Genomic DNA, 20,528 nt, shown 5'->3' with positions numbered 1-20,528 from the left:
TTCCCATTGCCGCGCAGCGGATCTGCTTTCGCTGATTCATGGCGAAACCATTTCTTTGTAAACGGAAAAGGTACGTTCAAAAACACGCGACCAGGTATAATCGGCTGCAATGGCCTCGGCTTGGGGATCATCGACATCGGGAAATCGGTTCACCGTGGCGATCATATCGACAAGGCTGTTGGAAAGCACCTCGACAAGACCGGGCTCGTCTTTTTGATAGGGCCGGTCGATGGTTTCCAAAGGCGGCAAGGGAACCAGACGAACCGTATCTCTTCGGGTTTTTCCAAAAATCTCACGGAAACCAGGCAATTCGGTGGCAATGACCCGGCATCCCGAGGCCAGCCCTTCGAAAAGTACCAGGGGCAGTCCTTCGAAAAAAGAAGGGAGAATCTGAATGTGGACGCGTTTCATCAGATCGGCCAGACAGCGGTGACTGATGTATCCATGAAGCGACACACGGTCGCCCAAATGCCGGGTCAATTCGATGCATTCGTCGTACTCCGGCCCGCTTCCGCTTCCCGCCAAATGCAGGTGCCAGTCCAGATCGGTAATCTTCATGAGGGACCGCAGCAGCCAGGGAACGCCTTTGCTCCGGTTCAATTTACCGGCATAAAGCAATTCAACCCCTTCGGTCGAGCGCTGCGGACCACGGGTGAAAATGGTGTCATCATACCCGCCGCCGATAACCGCAATGCTCTTTTCAGAGACGTCATACACCTGTTGGATGTCGGCTTTTTGATCGGCACTTAGCGCGATGATCTTATCGATCCGCCGGCAATACCGCCTTACGAAGGATCTCAGATGAGGGCACAGCTCGACCTGTCGCAGGTCGGTACCGTGGCAGGTGGTAACCATAGGCAGATTCGGAAAGCGTTTTCTGGCGAGCGCCGACAACAGGAAGAGGTGGTTGGTGTGAAGGAGATGGGGATGAAATCGATTCACGGCCGCCTCCAGCACGCGGATGAACTCCGCCTTGTAGGCCGTCAGCCGTCGGCCTTTTAATTCGCTGAACAGGGAACTTCGATACGGCATGACATCGGACATTCCGACAACCGGAAAATCGAGGGGGACCGAATCAAAAAGAACGGATTCTGTGTCGACGGAAGACCCAGCCGCCAAGGGTTCCAAACTGCCTGCCGGGATTCCTACCACCCGGAAACAGGATATCCCGTGCTTGCGAGATTCCCCGATCAGGGCCTCCAGATAGATTCCGCTTCCGGTCATTTCAGGACGCTGTCCAAGAACGTGCAATATGCGAAGAGCGGTCATTGGCGCGCATGGCCTCCTTTGTTTCCAAAATAAAATGGATGTAAAGCCCTCATATCGGTTGTTTCGCCCTCAAAGCTGCATCGGCATAGGCTTGGCGCCAGGTTTTGGACTGCCTGCTCTTGCGGGTGGGCCACTGAAAGCCGAAATGTCCGCATAGCGGGCAAAAGGCCGCCATCTGGTCAGCAAAGTCATCCTGTGGATCCGGCAGGTTCGACCAGCCTAAATGATAGCCGAAAATCCGGTCGATGCCACCGGCGACGGCGCACATGTAATACCCGGTAGGCGTCAACCCCAAACCGCAGTCCTCGATGATGCGGCAGCCGCAGGTGAAATCCATAAACCGGTGGAAAGGCCTATCCACGGGCGCCACGTTGAAAGGCCGGAAGAGGTTTGAACGCGATGTCTTGAGCGTACTTTTAACAATGACGGAAGGCGGCAGTTGTTCCAGTACCCGGCGAACCCGTCGGCCATGGAAGTGGGTGCCCACCACCAGCCGAACCGATGGATTGTGGACCCGCTGATAGTCCATTAAACGGTCGACGATATCGAAAAACCGACTGTGAAGTGTGGGTTCTCCCCCCAGAATCCGGATCCGCTCCCAGGATAGCTTTTGTTCGACACTCTGGGCGAGGAAAGCTTCGATGGTCGACACCGGCATCTCCAACTCGCTCGGCGCCTGGTTGCAGGAGCGGTTGCAGTTGATGCATTTCAGGTTGCATTTGTAGGTGATGTCAATTTCGACGTACCTGCGGCTGCAGTGGAAGGGCTTGCCAAGACGGCGTCTGACCCATGACTGACAACGAATAAACTGGAAGCCATCCAGAAGCAGTCGTTTCACCGTGATGTTGCGGTGTCGGTTGGGCGGTCTCAACAGCGGAACTCCCTTATGGTGACGGTCCGAGGGAAACGACGATACATGAACAACCCATGAAACAGCCCCACCAGGCAAACGGATTTGGCTTATAGGTTTTTCCTACCATAAGCCTCGTTGGCACTTGCCATTGCAACTTTTCAACCGGTGGGCATCTTATCCACAAGGATTTTTAGAGGTACCGGTCCGCAGCAAAAAAGGGGGGAACCATGAACGACCATGTCAGCAGATTTGGATGGATTTATGGTATCACAACCATCGTGTTTTTCCTAATCGATCTGGTCTGGATCGGTGTGGTGGCGCAGGATTTTTATACCCGAACCATCGGCGGCCTGCTGCGCGATTCGGTTAACTGGCCGGCGGCGTTGATGTTCTATTTTTTTTACATCGGCGGTATCGTCGTCTTTGTGCTGGCCCCCGCACTCAAAGGCGGTTCCGGGGTTCCCCAAACCGCCCTGATGGGAGGTCTGCTGGGCCTGTTTGCCTATGGCACCTTCGATCTGACGGCGTTGGCACTGCTCGATGGATGGCCGGTTATCGTTGCCCTCGTGGACATGGTTTGGGGAACCGTCCTCACCGCTGCCACCGCAGGCGGAAGCCTGTGGATTGCAAAACGCTTCCTGAAACCCGATGGATTGGAAAGACAATAGAATGGCAAGGAGAAAAAATATGGATACCCGAATCGATGAACTTCTCGAACATGTAGAAGAAACTTATAGCGGTAAACTGCAGCGTGGCGGGCGCCACTATCTGGAAGTAAACTTATCCGAACAGGCCCGCAAAATGGGGTTTGCGGATCTCGAAAAGAAATTGCGAACCGCGTGCGCCATTATTCCCCTGAACGCACCGCAGAAAGGCATGAAAGTCCGCATCGACGGGCGCACCTTCGTCAATTATGCCGAGTACGATTCCGGTATGGCCGTTCCCGGCTACCTGGCAAAAACCGCCGCCAGAAAGTACCGGAACTTTGTTCCCCAAGACAGCATGATCTGCAACTTCTGCTGAAGAAGGGTAAGGCCGATATCGGCCGTTTTAGGAGTCCGTCAAGCTTATTTTTCTCCGATGGTAACGATGCCCAAATACCCGTCTACCGTAATCGTTTGACCCGTGGTGATGCGCGTGGTGGCATCGGCCACACCGGTGACGCAGGGCAGCCCGTATTCCCGGGCGATGATGGCCCCATGGATCAGCATGCCGCCGCGTCGCTCGACGATCCCGGCGGCCAGGGGCATGACGAAGGTCATGTTGGGATCCACACCGTCGCAGACAATGATCTCTCCTCTTTTGAACTGGGCGATATCGCTGTGCTCGACAATCACCCGGGCACGACCGCGGACCAGGCCCGGCCCTGCCGGCTGGCCGGTAATCTGGCGTTCGCTGACGGCCGGAGGGGGTGCTCCGGCCTTTGCCCGGGGGGCATGATCGGCGGTGTCCAGGCCCAGTTCAGCCAGAACTTCGGACAGCCCGGCACTGTTGTCCCGGGACCGCTTGCGACCCTCCTGTGCGGCAGCGATCAGGCGTGCTTCGATGGCGCCCAGCAGAATATTGTCGTCGTCTCTGAGCCGATAGCTGGAACGCGCCAGGGAGAGCAGCTGTCGGCAGTCTTCCATGGATCCGGCCGGGCAGGCATCGAGAAAGGCCGCTTCCAGGGCCGCGGACGGCAGGTCGCCACCATTCGTGGGCACCGTTTCCGGCAGGGTGGCCATTTCAAGCAGAATGTTGGCCAGTGCGCCGGTGTCGGGGGCGCATTCAACCGCACCGGTCACCGGACAGCTCAGATCGCCGTAGCGTAAAACAAATGCATCCAGACGCTCGCGAAAGGCCGCATCCAGGGCATTGAAATCGCCTCTTTCCAAGGCTCGCGCACGCTGGGGTCGCTGTCGCACGGCTGCCGCCAGATCCGCCAGTTGTCGATTCCTGCGGACACTGATCAGATCCTGGTGGCGAAGCAGCAGCATGAATTCATAAGGATCGTCCGGCACCATCGTCTCGTTGTAGACTTGGCCGAACAGCCTCATGCCGTGGGCAAAGGGAATGAAATCCTCCCAATAAATCGCCGTCCAGTGCTGATTGATTTCCCAGCGGCGCCGGATTTCGGCGGCCAGATCCGCATCGTCGAGTGCTCCCGGATCGATGTCCGCCACTTCATCCGCGGTTTGCCGCATGCGGGGAATCCACTCCTCTTCGATCCGCCGACGCAATTCCAGCAGATTCTCCAAGCTTCGATGCAGACTGAGATACCAGGACCGGTTGTCACCCTCCGCCGGTCGAGATACCGTGGTGATGGGACGCGCCTGCAGCAGCACCAGTTCCTCTTTGTCGAATGTCCACTCGATATCCTGTGGAGCAGCGGCCATGGCCGCGACGCGGACGGCTGTTGTCCACAGGCGGTCGACCTGGGCCGGCGTCAAAGGAGGCTGGTCCTGCAGAAAATCTGGAAGTGCTGAAAGGGGGGCGGCGCCGGCTGTCGCCGTCGGCTGCTGCCATTGCTTCCTCGACGCAGGGGCCCTGTGTTCGATGACGGCACCGGTGGCGGTATCTATCATCCTGCGATCGGGAGTTATCTTGCCGTCGACCAATGGTGGATTCATCCCGTGGACCGCTTCGATGACGCCGCATTCCAGGCCGGTTGGGTCCCGGGTGAAACAGATACCGGACACCTGTCCGGGAATCATCTCCTGGACCAAAACCGCCATGGTGCTGGTCAGGGCATCCAACCCCAATTCCTGTCTGTACAACAGGGCGGCGTCGGACCACAGGGAGGCCCAGACAAGCCGGATGTGGTGCATCACGTCCTCGCAGCCCTGCAAATGGGTGTAGGAAGCGTGCAGACCGGCAAAACTGTGCCCGCTTAGGTCCTCTTCCGGTGACGATGAGCGCACCACCATCATCCGTTCGCCAAAGGCTTGGGTGATCGCCTGGCGCATGCTGGAGGCCATCTCCAGCGGCAGGGAGGATCGCAAAAAAAGCAGCCGCAGCCGCTGGGCGGCATCCCAAATCTCTTCCCAGCGCATTTCGGCAAATTCTTTGCGGCTGAGTTCGAGATAAATTTTTTCCCTCAGCCCGGCGTGGTTTACGAAATCCCGGTAGGCCCGGGTGGTGACGCACAATGTTTTGGGAACACGGATGCGGCCAGCCCACAGGCGGTGCAATGCGGCGCCTTTGCCGCCAATGTCGCGGGTATCGCCCGAAGGCAGGGTCTCAAGGGGTTGAATCCATTGCATGGTCGATCCGATATTCGCTGACATTTTGGAAGCGCTCCACCAGGATGTATCGCTGCACTCGAATTTCTAAAAACACGCAGCTGGGCGAGTGGGCAAACGACTCCAGGTAGGGATGTTTGTCCAGGTAGTGGCTGCGGGCAGCATCCAGCCGCCCGTCGGTCAACGCCCGGGCGATTCCGACAGCCGTGACCGCTTTGGCCCGATGGAAATCTTCCGGAAGGTTGACACTGTTGTTGACGAGCAGGGCCACCCCGGCATTGGCCGTTATATTGGCGAACTTGCGCGTGGCTCGAGGGGTGGCAAAATAGAGACAGCGGTCGTCATCGGAGACGGCGAAGGCCACCAGGCTGGCATAAGGCGCTTCGTCATCCATGGTTGAGAGGACACCCAACTGCTGCTGCCGCAGCAGTTCGTGGATGGCTTGTTTGACGGATGCGTCACGGTTCATGATGCGATTTCTCCAGTTAAAATCAACGCTCTTGGGGACAATGGCGCCCCCGGTACCGGATCAGGTTCATGGCCATCATGCTGGCCACCACCTCGCCGGTGTGATTGACCATCTCGCAAAAGGAAAACAGCACCCCCCGGTCCGGCTTGCTGCGGGAGGGCTTGACCTTGTGCACGGTGATCCGCAGGGTGAGTCGGTCGCCGGGACGCACCGGCTTGAGCCAGCGCAGTTCGTCCACGCCAGGGCTTCCCAGGCTGGCCCGATCCGGCAGGTAGTGCTCCACGAACAGCCGCATGAACAGCGCGCAGGTGTGCCAGCCGCTGGCGATGAGGCCGCCGTAGACCGTTTCCCGGGCCTTCTCCGGGTCCGTGTGAAAGACCTGTGGATCGAACTTTTTCGCGAAATCGACGATCTCCTCTTCAGTTACCGAAATTGGTCCCATTTCATGGACCGCGCCTTCCACGTAGTCTTCCAGGTATCGCTCCTGTGGTGTTGTGCTGAATTGGCCTTTGGTCATTGCTTGCGCTCCCGTTATACAGTAGTCATTTGGATCGTATTAGACCGGAACTGCGGACTGTGACCGGATCTGTCACACCGCCATGGTATCAAAGATGCCATGGAAACGCTAACGCTGCATTTCGATTTCTCGAAAGATCGCTGTACCGGAGACCCCGACATGTCCCGCTTCCGCCATGAGCTGTCCATCAGCCTGGAAAAAGCGTTGGGTGACCGCAAAAACGGTCGCTGGCGAGGGGGCCGGTACGCCCGGGGGGTGGTGACCCTTTTTCTTGAGGTTCCCGATGCCCGGCCGCACTGAAACGAATCGGTGACGTGCTGGACGCCAGGGGACTGACCCGTCGCCTGACCATCGGACGCGGTTCATCCGATTATTCGACCTGAAAAAATGACATGGGCCCATCGGCCGTGCATTAACCGCGCTGTAGGTGCAAAACCTACAAGAAAAAAGTTGGGCGACCGATTGTTCTTTTGTGAGAAGTGCGCTAATGTTCAAAACAGCTTGCGTTACGCTTACAACGATCTTTTCAATCCGTTAACGGTTTCACTCAAAGGAGGTATGCCATGTCCGTCCGACTCATCCCCAGGACCCCGTCCGCCTATGGTTTTCCCCTGCTGATCAAAAACATCCTGCGCACGCCGCTGGCCTATTATCCCGATCGCGAAATCGTCTATCGCGACAAAATGACCTACACTTATGTGGAGCTGAATCAGCGCATCCAGCGCCTGGCCAACGCCCTTGAGAAGATGGGCGTCAAACAGGGAGATACGGTGGCGGTGATGGACTGGGACAGCCACCGCTACCTGGAGTGCTTTTTTGCCGTGCCCATGATGGGGGCCGTGCTGCATACCATCAACATCCGCCTGTCTCCGGAGCAGCTCATCTACACCATCAACCATGCCAAGGACGACGTCATCCTGGTCAACGCCGATTTCCTGCCCCTGCTGGCGGCGGTCAAGGACCAGATGAAAACCGTGAAGAAAATCATTCTTCTCAACGACAAAGACGGTACACCGGATACGCCCCTGAACCTGGACGACGAATACGAAAATCTTCTGGCCGGTTCCGAACCGGCGTACGAATTTCCCGATTTCGACGAAAACGCCATGGCTACGACCTTCTACACCACAGGCACCACGGGTCTGCCCAAGGGCGTCTATTTCAGCCACCGTCAGATCGTGCTGCACACCTACGGGCTCATGTCCGGGCTGTGCGCCTACGAGGCCCAGGCCGGCATCAATTCCGGGGATGTCTACATGCCCCTGACGCCCATGTTTCACGTCCACGCCTGGGGCATTCCCTACCTGTGCACCATGCTGGGTACCAAGCAGGTGTATCCGGGCAAGTACGAGCCGGAAATGCTGCTCAAGCTGATCGTCTCCCAGAAGGTCACCTTCTCCCACTGCGTGCCGACCATTATTCACATGCTGGTCTCCAGCCCCGCCATCAAGCAGCTGGACCTGTCCCGCTGGAAGGTGGTCATCGGCGGCAGCGCCCTGCCCCGGGGCCTGTGCAAGGCCGGCCTGGAAAACGGCATCAATCTGTACACGGCCTACGGCATGAGCGAAACCTGTCCGCTGCTCACCGTGGCCAACCTCAAGCCCCACATGTTCCAGTGGGATGCCGAGCGTCAGGTGGAGATGCGCTGCCGCACCGGCCTGCCCGTGCCCAATGTTCTGCTCGAGGTGGTGGACACGGAAGGCAATCCGCTGCCCCACGACGGCAAAAGCGCCGGCGAAGTGGTGGTCCGCTCTCCATGGCTGACCCAGGGATATGTCGGCGACGAGGAGAAGAGCGAAGAGCTTTGGGCCAACGGCTGGCTGCACACCGGCGACATCGGCTTCATCGATCCCGAGGGCTACCTGCAGATTACCGACCGGGTCAAGGATGTGATAAAAACCGGTGGCGAGTGGATCTCCTCGCTTGAACTGGAGGACATCATCAGCCGTCACGATGCGGTGAGCGAGGCGGCGGTGATCGGCGTCCCCGATCCCAAATGGGCCGAGCGTCCCCTGGCTTTGGTGGTGCTCAAACCCGGAGCCGAAGCGGAAACCAGCGAGGAGGAACTCAAGGCCTTTTTTGCCAAATACGCCGAAGACGGCGTCATCCCCAAATATGGCGTCCCGGACAAGGTACTGATCGTGGATTCCATCGCCAAGACCAGTGTGGGGAAGATTAATAAAAAACAACTGCGCGAGGACTACAAATAAAGCTCAGAAACGATTATTTCGTCCGATATATGCGTTACGATCAAAAGAGAGGGGCTCGTGAAAAGCCCCTGAATCGTCATGCCGGATTTAATCCGGAATCCAGAACTTATTAAATTTACTGGATTCCGGCCTGCGCCGGAATGACGAGGAAATAAAATTTGTTATTTTTTTTTCGGCACCATTAAACTAAAATGCCGGGCTTTCACAAAGCGAAAGTCCGGCATTTTCATTATTCGATGCGATTTAACCTATCGCACTATCCCAGATGGCTGATAATGGAGTCGGTGAGCGAATCGTCGTCTTTCTTGAAAAAGGGAATCAGCTCTTCGGCTACGTCTTTAAGGGATTTGATTTTTTTCTCTTTCATCACGGCCTGAATGGTTTCCACACCTTCTTCGATCAGTCGCAACCCTTCGGCAATCCTGATGACATCTTCTTTTTCCATGTCTGTCTCCTCCCTTTGGTTATGGCAATCGGCCAATCCCGTATCCAGATGTCAAACAGTTTAAACGCTTTGGGCGGGGCTGACAACCCCTTTTTACGGATGCGACCTTGTGTAAAGCCTCGTTTTGAGCGACTTCGCAAAACGTCCGAGATCTCCCGCTGAACACCAGACGGGACAAGAAGGCTTGCGAATCCCGAGGAGGGAGGCGCCGCACCTAAACGCACTCCGCACTGACGAGGGATGAGCGTATCGCAGATATCGGGCGTTTTGCGAATTCATTCGTTATAGTTGAATGCAATTGCGGCCCTTGGCCTTGGCTTTCAGCAATCTCTCATCGGCGGTGTTGATGAGCTTCTTCACGTCCGCGTCCACCTCCCGGCCCACGAGACCATGGGCGATGCCGATGCTGACCGTAACTTCCGCCGGATTGTCGGGCATGGTCTCGATGCCCTTTCTGATTTTTTCCCCCACGTCGTTGAGGGACACGGCCTCGACATGGGGCAGGAAGACAAGGAATTCCTCGCCGCCGTAGCGGCCCAGGACATCCGACGCACGGACGCTTTCACGGATGCAATCGGCCACCCGGCGCAGGACCTCGTCTCCGAACTGGTGGCCATAGGTGTCGTTGACGGCTTTGAAACGGTCGATGTCGATCATCAGGGCGCTGACGGTGTGTCCATTGCGCTGGGCCAGGTGGGCCAGATGGGTGATGGCGTTGAACAGACCCCGGCGATTGAACACGCCGGTCAGTTCGTCGTAGTTGCTCAAAAAAGCCATCCGCCGGTTCTCCTTCCAGAGACGATGAATGACCTCTCCCACCAGTTCCAGTTCCAGGGTGCTCAATTCATTCTTTTGAAGGGCATCGAACAGGCGGCTGACAAACCGCTCGCAGGAAGAACCTGCATCGGAATCGCCGTTAAAGGTCGCCACATACTGGGAAAGGGTTTCGAAGGCCGGGTGAAGCAGGTAAAATTCGAGCTTGAAGGCCATGGTGAAGGCTTTTTCCTTACGGCGAATTTTCAGGCAGCCGTCCGCCAGTTCGTTTACCTTCTCCTGCAGGGCGGTCAACTCCTTGAGCACCTGTCGGGAATCGTCGAAAAGATTGTTGAGCATTCCCTTTTCGGCCCATTTTTGCATACGATTCCAATAGATCAGATGGGTTTCGTTCTGCGTGGCGATATCCTGCCAGAACGCTTTCAGATCCTTGCTGCCGGCATTGCGGGCCAGGCTCGCGTAAAGGCGACTGGCATGGCTGTCCATCCGGAAACATTGGTCGATGATTTGGGTCATGGTTGATGCGTTCATTTTCGAATTCCTTCGCACAGATTCAGTTCAGGTAGAGAAGTTCGATTCCAACGGAAAGGTCGGTCATTTTGTAAGTGGAGGCTATGGTACGTCGGGCCGTTTGTAATTGGCAACATAATAATCGCCGATCCAGCCCCGTTTTTTCAGGTCTTCGCCAACACTCCTGGCCTCGGCCTTGGTCGGAAAATGGGAAATGCGCACCTGATACCAGGTTTTGCTGCCACTGGAGGCACGGGTCCAATAGGCATCCAGGTCCTTGCCTTTCAACTGGTCCGCATAACGCCGGGCATCGACTTCCTTCAAATAGGCCGCTACCTGCAGGGTAAACGGATCGGTCACCGGAGCGGCAACCGGTTGCGGCACTGTTTCCTCGGTTTGATTATCGGCGATCAGGTGAACCGCGGTGTTGACCACCATCCAGCCTAAGCCCACGACAAAAATACCCATGACCGACCATTTGAGCATCGATTTTGCCGGACCGGTCGAAAACACTGCCCGCAAGCGCCGCATACCCCGCCCCACCGCGCAAAACGCCCGCAAGGCCCCATTCATACCATTGCGCAGGCCGTTTCCCACCGCCTTCCACCGCCTGGACGCCCGTTTTGCGGATGGTTCCATACCGGAATCGGAAATCCGGGGCATGAACTCCGCCGCCAACCGGCGACGCCGGGACGTGTCCAGGTCCGCTAACACGGCTTCGGCCTTTTCCAGTGTCGGCAGATTCTCTGGACCGGGGGGGATCACTTGCTGGCAGGCGGCGATTGCCGAAAGCAGGCGTGGGTCGCGATCACCGCCGTCCACCCGCGCCAGGTAAACCATCAGGGCCAGAAAATCCGCACGGGACTGGGCCAGGAAAAGCTCTGCCATGGGTCCGAGCAGGTCGTCTCCCGGCGACTTGTCGAATTTCACTATGTATTGATAGGCCTGCAAGGCGGCGTAATCGCACCGCCCTTCGGCAAGATAAAACCGGGCCAGCATCCGCTGGATGGCTGTGTCTTCGGAATGGGCCGCCCCGATGCGGGAAGCGATCTCATGGGAGGTCGGGGACGGCTCCCTTCCGCCCAGGATTCTTTCCAGCCATTTGACGGCCGCTTCCCGGTCACGGGGGAAATGACGCAGGTAAGCGTCTACGGTGGCATCGCAGGACGCTTCGGGTGCGGCCTGGGCCAACTGGAAGCGGGCCATCTTGGCCAGCAGCCGTTCGGCCGGGACTTTTCTTGAAAATGGGGAAAAAAGAAAGCTGTTCACCGTATCCGTAGCCCGGGCAAACGCCTGACGCGCCTCCCGATGCATGCCGGCTCGGTCCCAGACGGTGGCCTCTTCCAAAAGGCGAGCCATCCGCCGGCGTCCCAGTGCGGCCAATCCTGCCCCTGTCAACCAGAACGCCAGGATAAACAGGATCAGTCCCGGAACGACCATCCAGTCCGGTCCCAGGACAGCGGCCAGAGGCGGCAGGGCCACCAGGCATACAATGCTGCCGAATGTCAGCGTCGTCCACAGGCGGACGGTCAGATGTTTGAACAGGTATCCCATTTCCACTTGCCGGTTGTGTAAGAAGCCCGATATCTTCGTTACGCGTATCCCTCGTCACTGCGGAGTATCATCTAACCCTCGCTCCTCGGGACCCGCAAGCCTTGATCTCGAACTTCTTACACAACCGGCTCCCAAAAATTGCATCTCTTTACTTTAGTTAACATATTGCAACTAATCGGTTTTCCTCAGCGCCACGGAAACCGGGTCGCGCGTCCAGAAGCCGGCCCACGAGCCGGTTTCCGGGTTCACCTTTTTGATGTAGATGTCCGGCGGAACCAGAAATGCCTTGGGCGGTTCCCCCTCGGTGGCCGCCTTCATGAAGCGGGTCCAGATCGGTGCGGCACCGCGTCCACCGGTAATGCCCGCACCGTTTTTGTCCCGCATGCCCTGGCCGCGGTCGAATCCCACCCATACCGCGGTGCTCAAATTGGGGGTAAAGCCGGTGAACCAGGCATCGTTGTATTCGTTGGTGGTACCGGTTTTGCCGGCAGCCGGCAATGTGAATCCCATTTTCCGGACCACCTTGCCGGTCCCGTCCTCGATCACCCCGGCCATCATGTCCACCACCTGATAGGCGATCGATTCGTTCAGCACCCGCTCCCCGGTGATGATGTGCTCCTCCAGCACCCGGCCGCTCACATCCTCCACCCGCCTGATCCAGTAGGGTTGGTGCCGGACCCCTCCCGAGGCAAAGGTCGCGTAGGCGCCCGCCATCTCCAGGGGACTGACCCCCGATGTCCCCAGAGCCACGGAATAGACCGGATTGAGCGGACTGGTAATGCCGCAGCGCCGGGCGGTTTCGATCACCGCCTCGGGTCCGATGGCTTCGACCAGTTGGGCCGCCACGGTATTGACCGATTCGGTAAAGGCTTTTTTCAGCACCATGGCGCCCTGGTAGGAGCGCTCGAAGTTGCGGGGCTTCCACGTCGGCTTGCCGGCCACGGGGATGGAGACCGGCTTGTCCACCATCACATCGGCCGGCGATCGACCCGCATCTTCCAGCGCCGCGTAATAAAGAAAGGGCTTGAATGCGGACCCGGGCTGCCGGTTGTTCTGCAAGGCGCGATTGTACGGCGTCTGAAAGAAATCGCGCCCGCCGACCAGCGCTTTGACGGCGCCGGTGTTGACATCCACGGCCACCAGGGCGCCCTGAAGACCGCTGTCGGCTTCTTCGGAAAGGTCGCCTTCCGGCATCTGAGTCTCCAACCGGGCGATCCCATCCTGAAGCGCGGTTTCGGCCTGCTGCTGCATGCCCGGATCCAGGGTCGTGTACACCCGCAGTCCCCCGTGGTAAACCACCTCGGGGCTGTAGGTTTCCTCCAGCGACTTCATGACCGCATCCAGAAAATAGCTGTCCACCCGCAGGGGCCGGGTCTGAGTGCGCAGTTCGGCCGACGCGGCGCTGGCCGCTTCGGCCTCCTGGCTGCTGATCATGCCGGTGGCCACCATGCGCTGGAGCACCACCTGCTGACGCTTGCGGGCGCGCTCGGGATACCGGAACGGGTTGTAGCGGGTGGGGGATTTGGGCAGCCCGGCAAGAAGCGATGCTTCCGCCAGGTTCAGTTCGCCGGCGGATTTGCCGAAGAACGTGCGCGACGCCTCGCCAATGCCGTAAGCCCCAACGCCGAAGGGAATCTGGTTGATGTAGGCTTCCAGAATCTCCTGCTTGGTAAATTGGGCTTCGATCTGCAGCGCGACCAGCAGCTCCCGAAACTTTCTCATGTAGGTGCGCTCGAAGCTGAAAAAAAGATTCTTGGCCAACTGCTGGGTGATGGTGGAGGCCCCCTGAACCTTGCCCGCTTCGAACAGGGTAACCCACAGGGCCTTGAGGGTCCGCAGCTTGTTGATGCCGCGATGTTCCCAGAAACGGTGGTCTTCGGTGGCTAAAATGGCCTGGATGAAAGGATAGGAAACGTCGTCCAGGGCAACCGTTTCCCTGCCGCCGATGGTCAGGATGCGCTGGCCGTCGGCACTGAATATTTCGGTGGCCGGCGTATCGTTGATGCGTCCGATGGGTTCGGGGACCCGGGGCAGGTCCTTGGCTGCTACCAGAAAAAAGCAGAAGAGCCCAATGGCCGCTACTCCCACGGCACTGATCAGGATAAACGCCAGGGTCGTCAGGGCCCGGAAAAATCGCAGTCCCGGTGTCATGGATCCACCCGGCTGGCCGGCCACCCCAGCTTCCGGGACGCGGGCCTGGAGACAAGGGGATCCAGCAGCGCGCGCACCTGCCAGACGGCCCACTCCTGCCCCGAGGTCAGAAGGATGCGGCGTCCTGCGGGGGTGTCCATTTCGATGCCGATGCGAATCGTATCGGCATGGACTTCATCGCTGAACCCGACACGAACGGGAGTCCCTTCGGCGCCCAGCACGGCACCCGGATGGGCCAGCACCCCCTGCTGGATTTCCGGGGAAAGGGTGTCCAGGGCCATGAAAAAGCGGTCGGCGGGAAAAATGCGTCCGGCGAATTCCGGCTGCCCGTCCAGGGTTCCGGAAATAAAAGACGACTCGCCGCCCGCAGACTGCAACTGCCGGTCGGCCACGGTGGTGTAGCTGAGCACGTTGTTGCCCCGATCCAGCAGGTAGATGCCCACCTGACCGTTCTCCCGCTCCAGGTAGACTCGTTCCCAGCTCTTTTCCGCACTGATGCGCAGCATGAATATGGGGGAAAACAGGGTGCGGGCGAGGCTTTCGGGAATCTTGCTGTAAAGGCTGCGAAACTGCTCCGCCGAAATCATAATCCCCGACGAGGCGGTAAGGCCTTCGATAAGCTGATTCAAAGAGGCGGCCTCGCGAGCCTCGCGCTGGGCGGTCAACTGCCGGGTGACCATCTGCTCCAGCGTCCGGGTGGCCACCTGCTTCAAACGGCCCTGCTCCCAGACATTGCCCGATTCCGGCCGATAGGCGTTGGTAACCGCAAGGTACCGTCCCACTAAAATCTCCACCCAACTGAAGCGCATTTCGGAGATCAGTATGGCGAAAACCGCCAGCAATAGTGCGGCGCCCCGGAAACTCAATCCCCGCGCGATCCAAGAATGGATGTCCTGTGGTTGCGACCAGGCCGGCATACAATCTTCCTCACCGTGGTTCGGCGATAGCGGCGACTTTGGAAAAAGCCGCCGGACTTTCATTGCCCGCCTTTTACACCATTCGGACAAATTGATAAAGCCCGGCATCGCCGCCGGACAGGGAAACCGCATTTGGATTTGTTTTCCGCTTTTCGCGGTCATGTCCGGGATGGTACAGATTTGGAAACCGATTAGCTGTGGGTTGCCGGGGGGGATAGTGGCGGGGTTTAGCCCCGCCTTTGTCGATCGGGTGCTGTCCTTCCCGCCGCAATTCGCAGGGGTTGTAGGGGCGAAAAATTTTTCGCCCATGCGTCAGAGCAACAATACGGATCTCGGATGCGGTCACCCGGCGCGACCGGAATGCAGTTGATTATCAGTGCAGGATCTATGAAGGAATGAAGGAAGAGGCTAGTTCGTGCTGTCGATGATCGCTTTGAGACAACCCTGTTCGTAAAGAGACCGGAAGGTTTTGATAACGTCTGGGTCGAACTGGGTTCCCGAACCGCTGTACATAATGTGGAGAATTTTTTCTTCTTCCATTTTCTTGCGGTAGGCACGATCGGAGGCAATGGCGTCGTACACGTCGGCAACGGAAAGGATGCGGGCCAGCACGGGAATCCGTTCGCCGGCCAGACCGTCGGGGTAACCCTTTCCATCGAAGCGTTCGTGGTGGCACTTGATGATGTTTTTTTCCCGATCCCAGAGACCCAGGCGTTCGACAATACTGGCGCCGATCACCGGATGTTCCTTGATGATGCGAAATTCCTCGTCTGTCAGCCGTCCGGGTTTGAGCAGGATGTCGTCCCGGATGCCGATTTTTCCGATATCGTGGAGCTGGCCGGCCACGTTCAGGATGTCCTGCTCCTCCTGGGTGCCGCCCATGGCCCGGCAAAGCTCCATGGCGATCCGGGTGACCCGGTTGGAATGCTGTTCGGTATAAGGGTCGCGCGCTTCGATGGCCTTTACGAAAGCGTAGAGCGTGGCGAAGAGATTCTCGTATATGTTTTCGTAAAGGGCGATATTTTCGATGGCGTAGGCCGCTTTGTTGGTCATGAACGACATGTAGTACAGATCTTTTTCGGAAAACCGGTTATCCCCGTGGAATACCGAAACGGCCAGCACGCCGAACACTTTTTCGCGGATGGTCAACGGAACCAGCATCATGGATCGGATGTCTTCGGGAAGACCGGCCACGTGGTTGTTTTCCCGGATCAGCAGCGGCTTGTTCTCGTCACAATTCTCCAGAATCAGTTGGCCGATATCCCCGTTGCCGTTGCAGACCCTGTCACCGGCTGTATGGTCGATGGTCAACGGAGCCAGTTTTCCGCTGCCGTTTCCACCGGCAATGGAGCAGGCAACCTGTACCGGCTTTCCGATCGTTTCGTTGATCACGTAAAAACAGGCCTCGTCGGCATGGGTCAATTCGGTGGACAGATCCACCACATGTTTGAACAGGTCGAAACTCGTACCGATGGTGGTGAATTCGGTCATGATGCGGTTGAGGGTGTTGAGTTCCTCGACTTTATAGGTCAGTTCCCGGTTGAGCTGCTCGATGCGCTTCTTGCTCTCCACCTCTTTGGACAGAAAGATGTTCTTGATGAACAGCTCCCGTTCCCGCAGCACCCGTTGAACACAGATCTCCAGTTGATTGAGGTTGACCGGCTTGATCAGAAAATCCACCACACCGTTTTTCAGGGTGCGGATCGTGTTTTCCAGTGAAGGATACCCGGTCATGATGATCACCGGGATGGTGTTGTCCACCTTGCGAATGTGTTCGGCCAGTTCCAGCCCGTCCATTTCGGGCATGTTAATGTCCGTGAAGCAGCAGTCGATTTTCTGGCTGGCGATAATCTCGGTGGCGATGCGGCCGTTTCCGGCGGTGAGAATATGGTATCCCTTGGCCTTGAAATATTCCGAGGCCACTTCCAGGATGCTCTCCTCGTCGTCCACGAACAGTAAGGTTGCTTTGGGCGTGTCGGTCATCAATTCTTTTAAGTATCTGGTATTATATAAATTCTTTTTTTTCTTATGGCTACCGAACGTCGGCATTCGGTGAGCACTTCCGCCATGTCCCTGATATCGGCAGGTCCCTAATAAACTAAAGAAAATCCGTTCAGCCGTACTTAAAAAACCTGAAGCAGGCGATTGTCGAGCCTGCCGCTGATTCAAGGCGGCCGTCGTGCTAGGGGCGACCGGCCGGTCGTCCTTACCTGTACCGCGACGGCTAACGCCCAATATGGGGTGAGATCGGCAATCCCGGAGCGGTTTCGCCTTTTGAGATAAATAACTTCATAAAATCAATTTCTTATTCTATTTTTCAAAAAAGGCGAAACGCCTGCTTTGGGGAAAAACGGTCCGGGAGACTGAGTGCTAAAGGGGAAAATGGGCTGACAGACGGTGGATCCGCCCGGAAAAGGTGGTATTGAAAAAGGTCTCCAGTTCGCGGGAAATCGCGCCCACCCGGTCGACGTCCACACCGGTGTCAATCCCCAGGCTGGACAGCAGGTAGGCTGTATCTTCGGTGGCGATATTGCCGGCTGCACCGGAAACGAAGGGGCATCCCCCCATGCCGGCCAGGGAGGTGTCGAAGATGGCTACGCCGCAGTCCATCGCCGCCATCAGGTTCACCAGTCCCAGACCTCGGGTGTCGTGAAGGTGCAGCGCCAGGGGCAGGCCGCCGGACAGAGGCCGCACGGTGTCGAGGATGTTTCTGATCGCCGGCGGCGATCCCATCCCGGTGGTGTCCGCAAGGGACAGTTCATGGGCGCCGTGATCAATGAACCGGCGGATCGTTTCTGCAATTCGTTCCGCGGGAATGGCCCCTTCTTCGACGCAGCCGAAGGCGCATTGGATACTGGCGCGAACATGAACCCCGGCCGACACCGCCCGGTCGATCATCGTCAATCCCCGGGTCAGGGCCTCGGCATGGGGCATTCCGGCATTCTTGCGGCTGTGCGCATCGCTGGCCGACAGGGAAATTTCCACATTGGCGATACCGCAGGCCAGAGCCCGAGCCAGTCCCCTTTCGTTGAGCACCAGGGCCGAATAGGCCACCGGGCCTTCTTTCGGGAGACGCGCCACCAGGGTTTCGGCGTCGGCCATCTGGGGCACCTTTGCCGGGTGGACGAAAGAGGTCACTTGAATCCGGCGCAAACCGGCAGCCGCCAGACGCGCGATGACGTCGAGTTTGCGCTCGGTGGGAACCACGGTCTTTTCGAACTGAAAGCCGTCGCGCGGACCCACTTCCACCAGTGTCACCGTTTTTGGTTTCTCTCCGTTCACCGGGCCTCCTGATTTTAGGAAGGTTGTCAATTTGCCGCCTTTTTGTGGATACACATCCACGGGCCGTTTGTCACGATAAACCTTGAGTGTCATGGCGGTGTTTATCCCCGCCTTCGGGTTTATCCCCGTTTGCTAACCGGGCGCGGGTGAACCGCGCACCTACGTTACGTCAAAGCAGCAATACGGATTCCAAATGCGGTTACCTTAAGGGCTGGGATGAAAATACTTGACCTTCCATACCGGCCGGCGCTATTTAAGTCGTTTTTGTCGATCGACGTCCATTCGGCGAGCAAAAACAACAAGCGATGGATCGATCATTTACGGATGGGCTGGAAAGAAGGAAGTACCGTTCGATGCCGAATCATGGCGGTCATGACCGTCCCTTGAACATATGCCTGTTGAGCTACCGGAGCAACCCCCACTGCGGGGGCCAGGGCGTCTACCTGAAAAACCTGAGCCGGGCGCTTGCTGATATCGGCCACCATGTGGAGGTGGTTTCCGGACCGCCGGACCCCATGCTGGACGACGATATTACCGTCCATCGCCCGGCCTGCCTGGACCTGTACAACCCGGAAAACCTGTTTCGGGTACCGACCCTCAAAGAGCTGTCGGACCCGGTCAATGTCATGGAGTGGGCGGGGGTGTCCACCATGGGGTTTCCCGAACCGTTTACCTTCGGGATTCGCGCCCAGCGTTTTCTGCGCACCCGCATGGGGCGCTACGACATCGTTCACGACAACCAGAGCCTCTCCTACGGCATCTGGTCCATTGCCAAGCAAATCCCCACCGTTGCCACCATTCACCACCCGATCACGGTGGACCGGGACATCGCCGTGCGCTCGGTCCGGCCGTTCTGGAAAAAGCTCAAACACCTGCGCTGGTTTTCCTTCATCGGCATGCAGAAGCGGGTCTCGCGCACCCTGCGCCGAATTATCACCGTCTCCGAATGCGCCCGGGAGGACATTGCCAAGGACTTTAAGATCTCTCGCGACCGGTTTTCGGTGGTGCCCAACGGCATCAACACCGATCTTTTCTATCCCTTGCCCGAGATTCCCCGGGAGCCGGGCCGCATCATCGTGACCAACAGCTCCGACGTGCCGCTCAAGGGCCTTTACTATCTGCTGCACGCCGTGACCCAGGTGGCCGCCAAAAGAGACATCCGGCTGGTGGTCATCGGCACGCCCAAGAAAAACGGCGGCATTACCCGCCTGATCCGTCGGCTGGGCATCGGCGACAGGATCACCTTTACCGGCCGCGTCAGCGACGAGGAATTCGTCCGTCAGTATGCCCGGGCTGCCATGGCCGTCGTTGCATCCGTGTACGAGGGATTCGGCCTTCCGGCTGGAGAGGCCATGGCCTGCGGCGTGCCGGTGATCAGCACCACCGGCGGGGCCCTGCCCGAGGTGGTGGGAGATGCGGGCGTGCTGGTCCCGCCCAAAGACAGCCAGGCCCTGGCCGGCGCCATCACAAACATGCTGGACCACCCAGACAAAGCCGCCGAACTGGGCCGCCTTGGATACCAGCGGGTCCAGCGCCACTTCACATGGCGGCGCGCCGCCGAGAAAACGGTGGATGCCTACCGGAAAACCATCGATGATTACCGTTGATTTCTCACGCCTGAACGTTCAGCCCGGCAGCCGCATCCTGGATATCGGCTGCGGATCGGGCCGTCATACCTGCGAGGCCTATCGCCTGAAAGAGATCCAGGTCACCGGTGCGGACCTCAACCCCCGGGACCTGCTTGAAGCTCGCGGCCGTCTGGAATACCACGACCAGTTGGGCGAACACGGGGGCGGCACCTGGAGTCTTTCGGCGGCCGACGTCACCCGCCTGCCCTTTGCCGACGAATCCTTCGACCTGGTGATCTGCAGCGAGGTCCTGGAGCACATCCCGGATCACGGCAAGGCCATGGGAGAAATCGTCCGGGTGCTCAAACCGGGCAAACCGCTGGTTGTCAGCGTGCCCCGCTGGCTGCCCGAGCGCATCTGCTGGACCCTTTCCGATGAATACTTCAATGCCAACCAGGGCCATGTGCGCATCTATCGCAAAAAAGACCTGATCCGGCACCTGGAGCGGACCGGCACCCGTTTCCTGGACCATCACTACGCCCACAGCATCCATTCGCCCTACTGGTGGCTCAAGTGCCTGGTGGGGCCGACCCGCACCGATTCGACGGCGGTGAACCTCTACCACCGCCTGCTGACCTGGGACATCATGCAGAAGCCCTGGATTACGCGGTCTATCGATCGCCTGCTCAATCCCCTGTTAGGCAAGAGTCTGGTCCTGTACTTCCGGAAAGTTTGACGACTGCGTAAAAAACCCGATATCTGCGTTACGCTTCGCCCTCGTCAGTGCG

At 58.2% G+C, this 20,528-nt stretch carries 19 protein-coding genes; 7 read left to right on the top strand and 12 right to left on the bottom strand.

Features of this window, described 5'->3' with window-relative positions; translation table 11 throughout:
• Positions 1-36 precede the first annotated feature (36 nt).
• A complete protein-coding gene (locus tag GN111_RS29930; protein WP_155307263.1) occupies positions 37-1,269 on the bottom strand; it encodes a glycosyltransferase family 4 protein in 1,233 nt (410 codons plus the stop codon).
• 49 nt (positions 1,270-1,318) lie between these two features.
• Positions 1,319-2,140 carry a radical SAM protein gene (locus GN111_RS29925; protein ID WP_155307262.1) on the bottom strand — a complete coding sequence of 274 codons (822 nt, stop codon included), beginning with the start codon at positions 2,138-2,140 and terminating at the stop codon, positions 1,319-1,321.
• Positions 2,141-2,349: 209 nt separating this feature from the next.
• Between GN111_RS29925 and GN111_RS29920 the strand changes: the two genes are divergently transcribed.
• Both GN111_RS29920 and GN111_RS29915 read left to right on the top strand, forming a co-directional pair.
• The gene (locus GN111_RS29920) at positions 2,350-2,790 is read left to right on the top strand and encodes a DUF2177 family protein (protein ID WP_155307261.1); all 441 of its coding nucleotides are present in this window, start codon (positions 2,350-2,352) and stop codon (positions 2,788-2,790) included.
• Between the two features lie 19 nt (positions 2,791-2,809).
• Positions 2,810-3,145, top strand: a complete 336-nt coding sequence (locus GN111_RS29915) for a hypothetical protein (protein ID WP_155307260.1) — start codon at positions 2,810-2,812, stop codon at positions 3,143-3,145.
• Between the two features lie 44 nt (positions 3,146-3,189).
• Here the strand turns inward: GN111_RS29915 and GN111_RS29910 are convergent, their stop codons facing one another.
• From GN111_RS29910 to GN111_RS29900, 3 genes are read right to left on the bottom strand one after another with little or no spacing between them, the layout of a single operon-like run.
• Positions 3,190-5,388: a PEP/pyruvate-binding domain-containing protein gene (locus GN111_RS29910; RefSeq protein WP_155307259.1), complete on the bottom strand. Its 2,199-nt coding sequence runs from the start codon at positions 5,386-5,388 to the stop codon at positions 3,190-3,192.
• The gene (locus GN111_RS29905; RefSeq protein ID WP_155307258.1) at positions 5,342-5,812 is read right to left on the bottom strand and encodes a pyridoxamine 5'-phosphate oxidase family protein; all 471 of its coding nucleotides are present in this window, start codon (positions 5,810-5,812) and stop codon (positions 5,342-5,344) included. The genes GN111_RS29910 and GN111_RS29905 overlap by 47 nt, the downstream gene beginning before the upstream one ends.
• A 22-nt stretch (positions 5,813-5,834) precedes the next feature.
• Positions 5,835-6,329, bottom strand: a complete 495-nt coding sequence (locus GN111_RS29900) for a MaoC family dehydratase (protein WP_155307257.1) — start codon at positions 6,327-6,329, stop codon at positions 5,835-5,837.
• A gap of 99 nt (positions 6,330-6,428) precedes the next feature.
• Between GN111_RS29900 and GN111_RS29895 the strand changes: the two genes are divergently transcribed.
• Together GN111_RS29895 and GN111_RS29890 are read left to right on the top strand one after the other, a co-directional pair.
• A complete protein-coding gene (locus tag GN111_RS29895; RefSeq protein ID WP_155307256.1) occupies positions 6,429-6,629 on the top strand; it encodes a hypothetical protein in 201 nt (66 codons plus the stop codon).
• 263 nt (positions 6,630-6,892) lie between these two features.
• On the top strand, positions 6,893-8,539 hold the full coding sequence (locus GN111_RS29890) for a fatty acid--CoA ligase (RefSeq protein ID WP_155307255.1): 1,647 nt from the start codon (positions 6,893-6,895) through the stop codon (positions 8,537-8,539).
• A gap of 256 nt (positions 8,540-8,795) precedes the next feature.
• Here GN111_RS29890 and GN111_RS29885 read toward each other — a convergent pair whose 3' ends face one another.
• From GN111_RS29885 to GN111_RS29865, 5 genes are all read right to left on the bottom strand, one after another.
• The gene (locus tag GN111_RS29885) at positions 8,796-8,984 is read right to left on the bottom strand and encodes a hypothetical protein (RefSeq protein ID WP_155307254.1); all 189 of its coding nucleotides are present in this window, start codon (positions 8,982-8,984) and stop codon (positions 8,796-8,798) included.
• A 282-nt stretch (positions 8,985-9,266) separates the two neighbouring features.
• Entirely contained in the window at positions 9,267-10,289 is a 1,023-nt protein-coding gene (locus GN111_RS29880; RefSeq protein ID WP_155307253.1) for a GGDEF domain-containing protein, read from the bottom strand.
• Between the two features lie 81 nt (positions 10,290-10,370).
• A complete protein-coding gene (locus GN111_RS29875) occupies positions 10,371-11,822 on the bottom strand; it encodes an SPOR domain-containing protein (RefSeq protein WP_155307252.1) in 1,452 nt (483 codons plus the stop codon).
• Positions 11,823-11,993: 171 nt separating this feature from the next.
• Complete coding sequence (locus GN111_RS29870; protein WP_155307251.1) at positions 11,994-13,973, bottom strand: transglycosylase domain-containing protein; 1,980 nt, start codon at positions 13,971-13,973, stop codon at positions 11,994-11,996.
• Positions 13,970-14,755, bottom strand: a complete 786-nt coding sequence (locus GN111_RS29865; RefSeq protein ID WP_155307250.1) for a hypothetical protein — start codon at positions 14,753-14,755, stop codon at positions 13,970-13,972. Before GN111_RS29865 ends, GN111_RS29870 begins: the two co-directional genes overlap by 4 nt.
• A 40-nt stretch (positions 14,756-14,795) precedes the next feature.
• Between GN111_RS29865 and GN111_RS29860 the strand changes: the two genes are divergently transcribed.
• Positions 14,796-15,260, top strand: coding sequence for a hypothetical protein (locus GN111_RS29860; protein ID WP_155307249.1), 465 nt, complete (start codon positions 14,796-14,798; stop codon positions 15,258-15,260).
• A gap of 38 nt (positions 15,261-15,298) precedes the next feature.
• Here the strand turns inward: GN111_RS29860 and GN111_RS29855 are convergent, their stop codons facing one another.
• Both GN111_RS29855 and GN111_RS29850 read right to left on the bottom strand, forming a co-directional pair.
• On the bottom strand, positions 15,299-16,873 hold the full coding sequence (locus GN111_RS29855; protein WP_155307248.1) for an HD domain-containing phosphohydrolase: 1,575 nt from the start codon (positions 16,871-16,873) through the stop codon (positions 15,299-15,301).
• Between the two features lie 387 nt (positions 16,874-17,260).
• Positions 17,261-18,172, bottom strand: coding sequence for a hydroxymethylglutaryl-CoA lyase (locus tag GN111_RS29850; RefSeq protein WP_231715600.1), 912 nt, complete (start codon positions 18,170-18,172; stop codon positions 17,261-17,263).
• Between the two features lie 353 nt (positions 18,173-18,525).
• On the opposite strand from GN111_RS29850, the gene GN111_RS29845 reads away from it, so the two are divergent.
• Together GN111_RS29845 and GN111_RS29840 are read left to right on the top strand one after the other, a co-directional pair.
• The gene (locus GN111_RS29845) at positions 18,526-19,779 is read left to right on the top strand and encodes a glycosyltransferase family 4 protein (protein WP_155307246.1); all 1,254 of its coding nucleotides are present in this window, start codon (positions 18,526-18,528) and stop codon (positions 19,777-19,779) included.
• Entirely contained in the window at positions 19,766-20,476 is a 711-nt protein-coding gene (locus tag GN111_RS29840) for a class I SAM-dependent methyltransferase (RefSeq protein ID WP_155307245.1), read from the top strand. The genes GN111_RS29845 and GN111_RS29840 overlap by 14 nt, the downstream gene beginning before the upstream one ends.
• Positions 20,477-20,528 lie beyond the last annotated feature (52 nt).

Source organism: Desulfosarcina widdelii (genome assembly GCF_009688965.1).
Lineage (GTDB): Bacteria > Desulfobacterota > Desulfobacteria > Desulfobacterales > Desulfosarcinaceae > Desulfosarcina > Desulfosarcina widdelii.
The sequence above is the reverse complement of the archived record's forward strand: the minus strand, read 5'-3'. Positions and strand labels throughout refer to the sequence as shown.

What these genes read in the sequence shown, in the direction of transcription:
- GN111_RS29930 (WP_155307263.1), bottom strand. Translation starts at nt 1,269, where the DNA reads ATGACCGCTCTTCGCATATTGCACGTTCTTGGACAGCGTCCTGAAATG.
- GN111_RS29920 (WP_155307261.1), top strand. Translation starts at nt 2,350, where the DNA reads ATGAACGACCATGTCAGCAGATTTGGATGGATTTATGGTATCACAACC.
- GN111_RS29915 (WP_155307260.1), top strand. Translation starts at nt 2,810, where the DNA reads ATGGATACCCGAATCGATGAACTTCTCGAACATGTAGAAGAAACTTAT.
- GN111_RS29910 (WP_155307259.1), bottom strand. Translation starts at nt 5,388, where the DNA reads ATGTCAGCGAATATCGGATCGACCATGCAATGGATTCAACCCCTTGAG.
- GN111_RS29905 (WP_155307258.1), bottom strand. Translation starts at nt 5,812, where the DNA reads ATGAACCGTGACGCATCCGTCAAACAAGCCATCCACGAACTGCTGCGG.
- GN111_RS29900 (WP_155307257.1), bottom strand. Translation starts at nt 6,329, where the DNA reads ATGACCAAAGGCCAATTCAGCACAACACCACAGGAGCGATACCTGGAA.
- GN111_RS29895 (WP_155307256.1), top strand. Translation starts at nt 6,429, where the DNA reads ATGGAAACGCTAACGCTGCATTTCGATTTCTCGAAAGATCGCTGTACC.
- GN111_RS29890 (WP_155307255.1), top strand. Translation starts at nt 6,893, where the DNA reads ATGTCCGTCCGACTCATCCCCAGGACCCCGTCCGCCTATGGTTTTCCC.
- GN111_RS29885 (WP_155307254.1), bottom strand. Translation starts at nt 8,984, where the DNA reads ATGGAAAAAGAAGATGTCATCAGGATTGCCGAAGGGTTGCGACTGATC.
- GN111_RS29880 (WP_155307253.1), bottom strand. Translation starts at nt 10,289, where the DNA reads ATGAACGCATCAACCATGACCCAAATCATCGACCAATGTTTCCGGATG.
- GN111_RS29875 (WP_155307252.1), bottom strand. Translation starts at nt 11,822, where the DNA reads ATGGGATACCTGTTCAAACATCTGACCGTCCGCCTGTGGACGACGCTG.
- GN111_RS29870 (WP_155307251.1), bottom strand. Translation starts at nt 13,973, where the DNA reads ATGACACCGGGACTGCGATTTTTCCGGGCCCTGACGACCCTGGCGTTT.
- GN111_RS29860 (WP_155307249.1), top strand. Translation starts at nt 14,796, where the DNA reads ATGGCGAAAACCGCCAGCAATAGTGCGGCGCCCCGGAAACTCAATCCC.
- GN111_RS29855 (WP_155307248.1), bottom strand. Translation starts at nt 16,873, where the DNA reads ATGACCGACACGCCCAAAGCAACCTTACTGTTCGTGGACGACGAGGAG.
- GN111_RS29845 (WP_155307246.1), top strand. Translation starts at nt 18,526, where the DNA reads ATGCCGAATCATGGCGGTCATGACCGTCCCTTGAACATATGCCTGTTG.
- GN111_RS29840 (WP_155307245.1), top strand. Translation starts at nt 19,766, where the DNA reads ATGATTACCGTTGATTTCTCACGCCTGAACGTTCAGCCCGGCAGCCGC.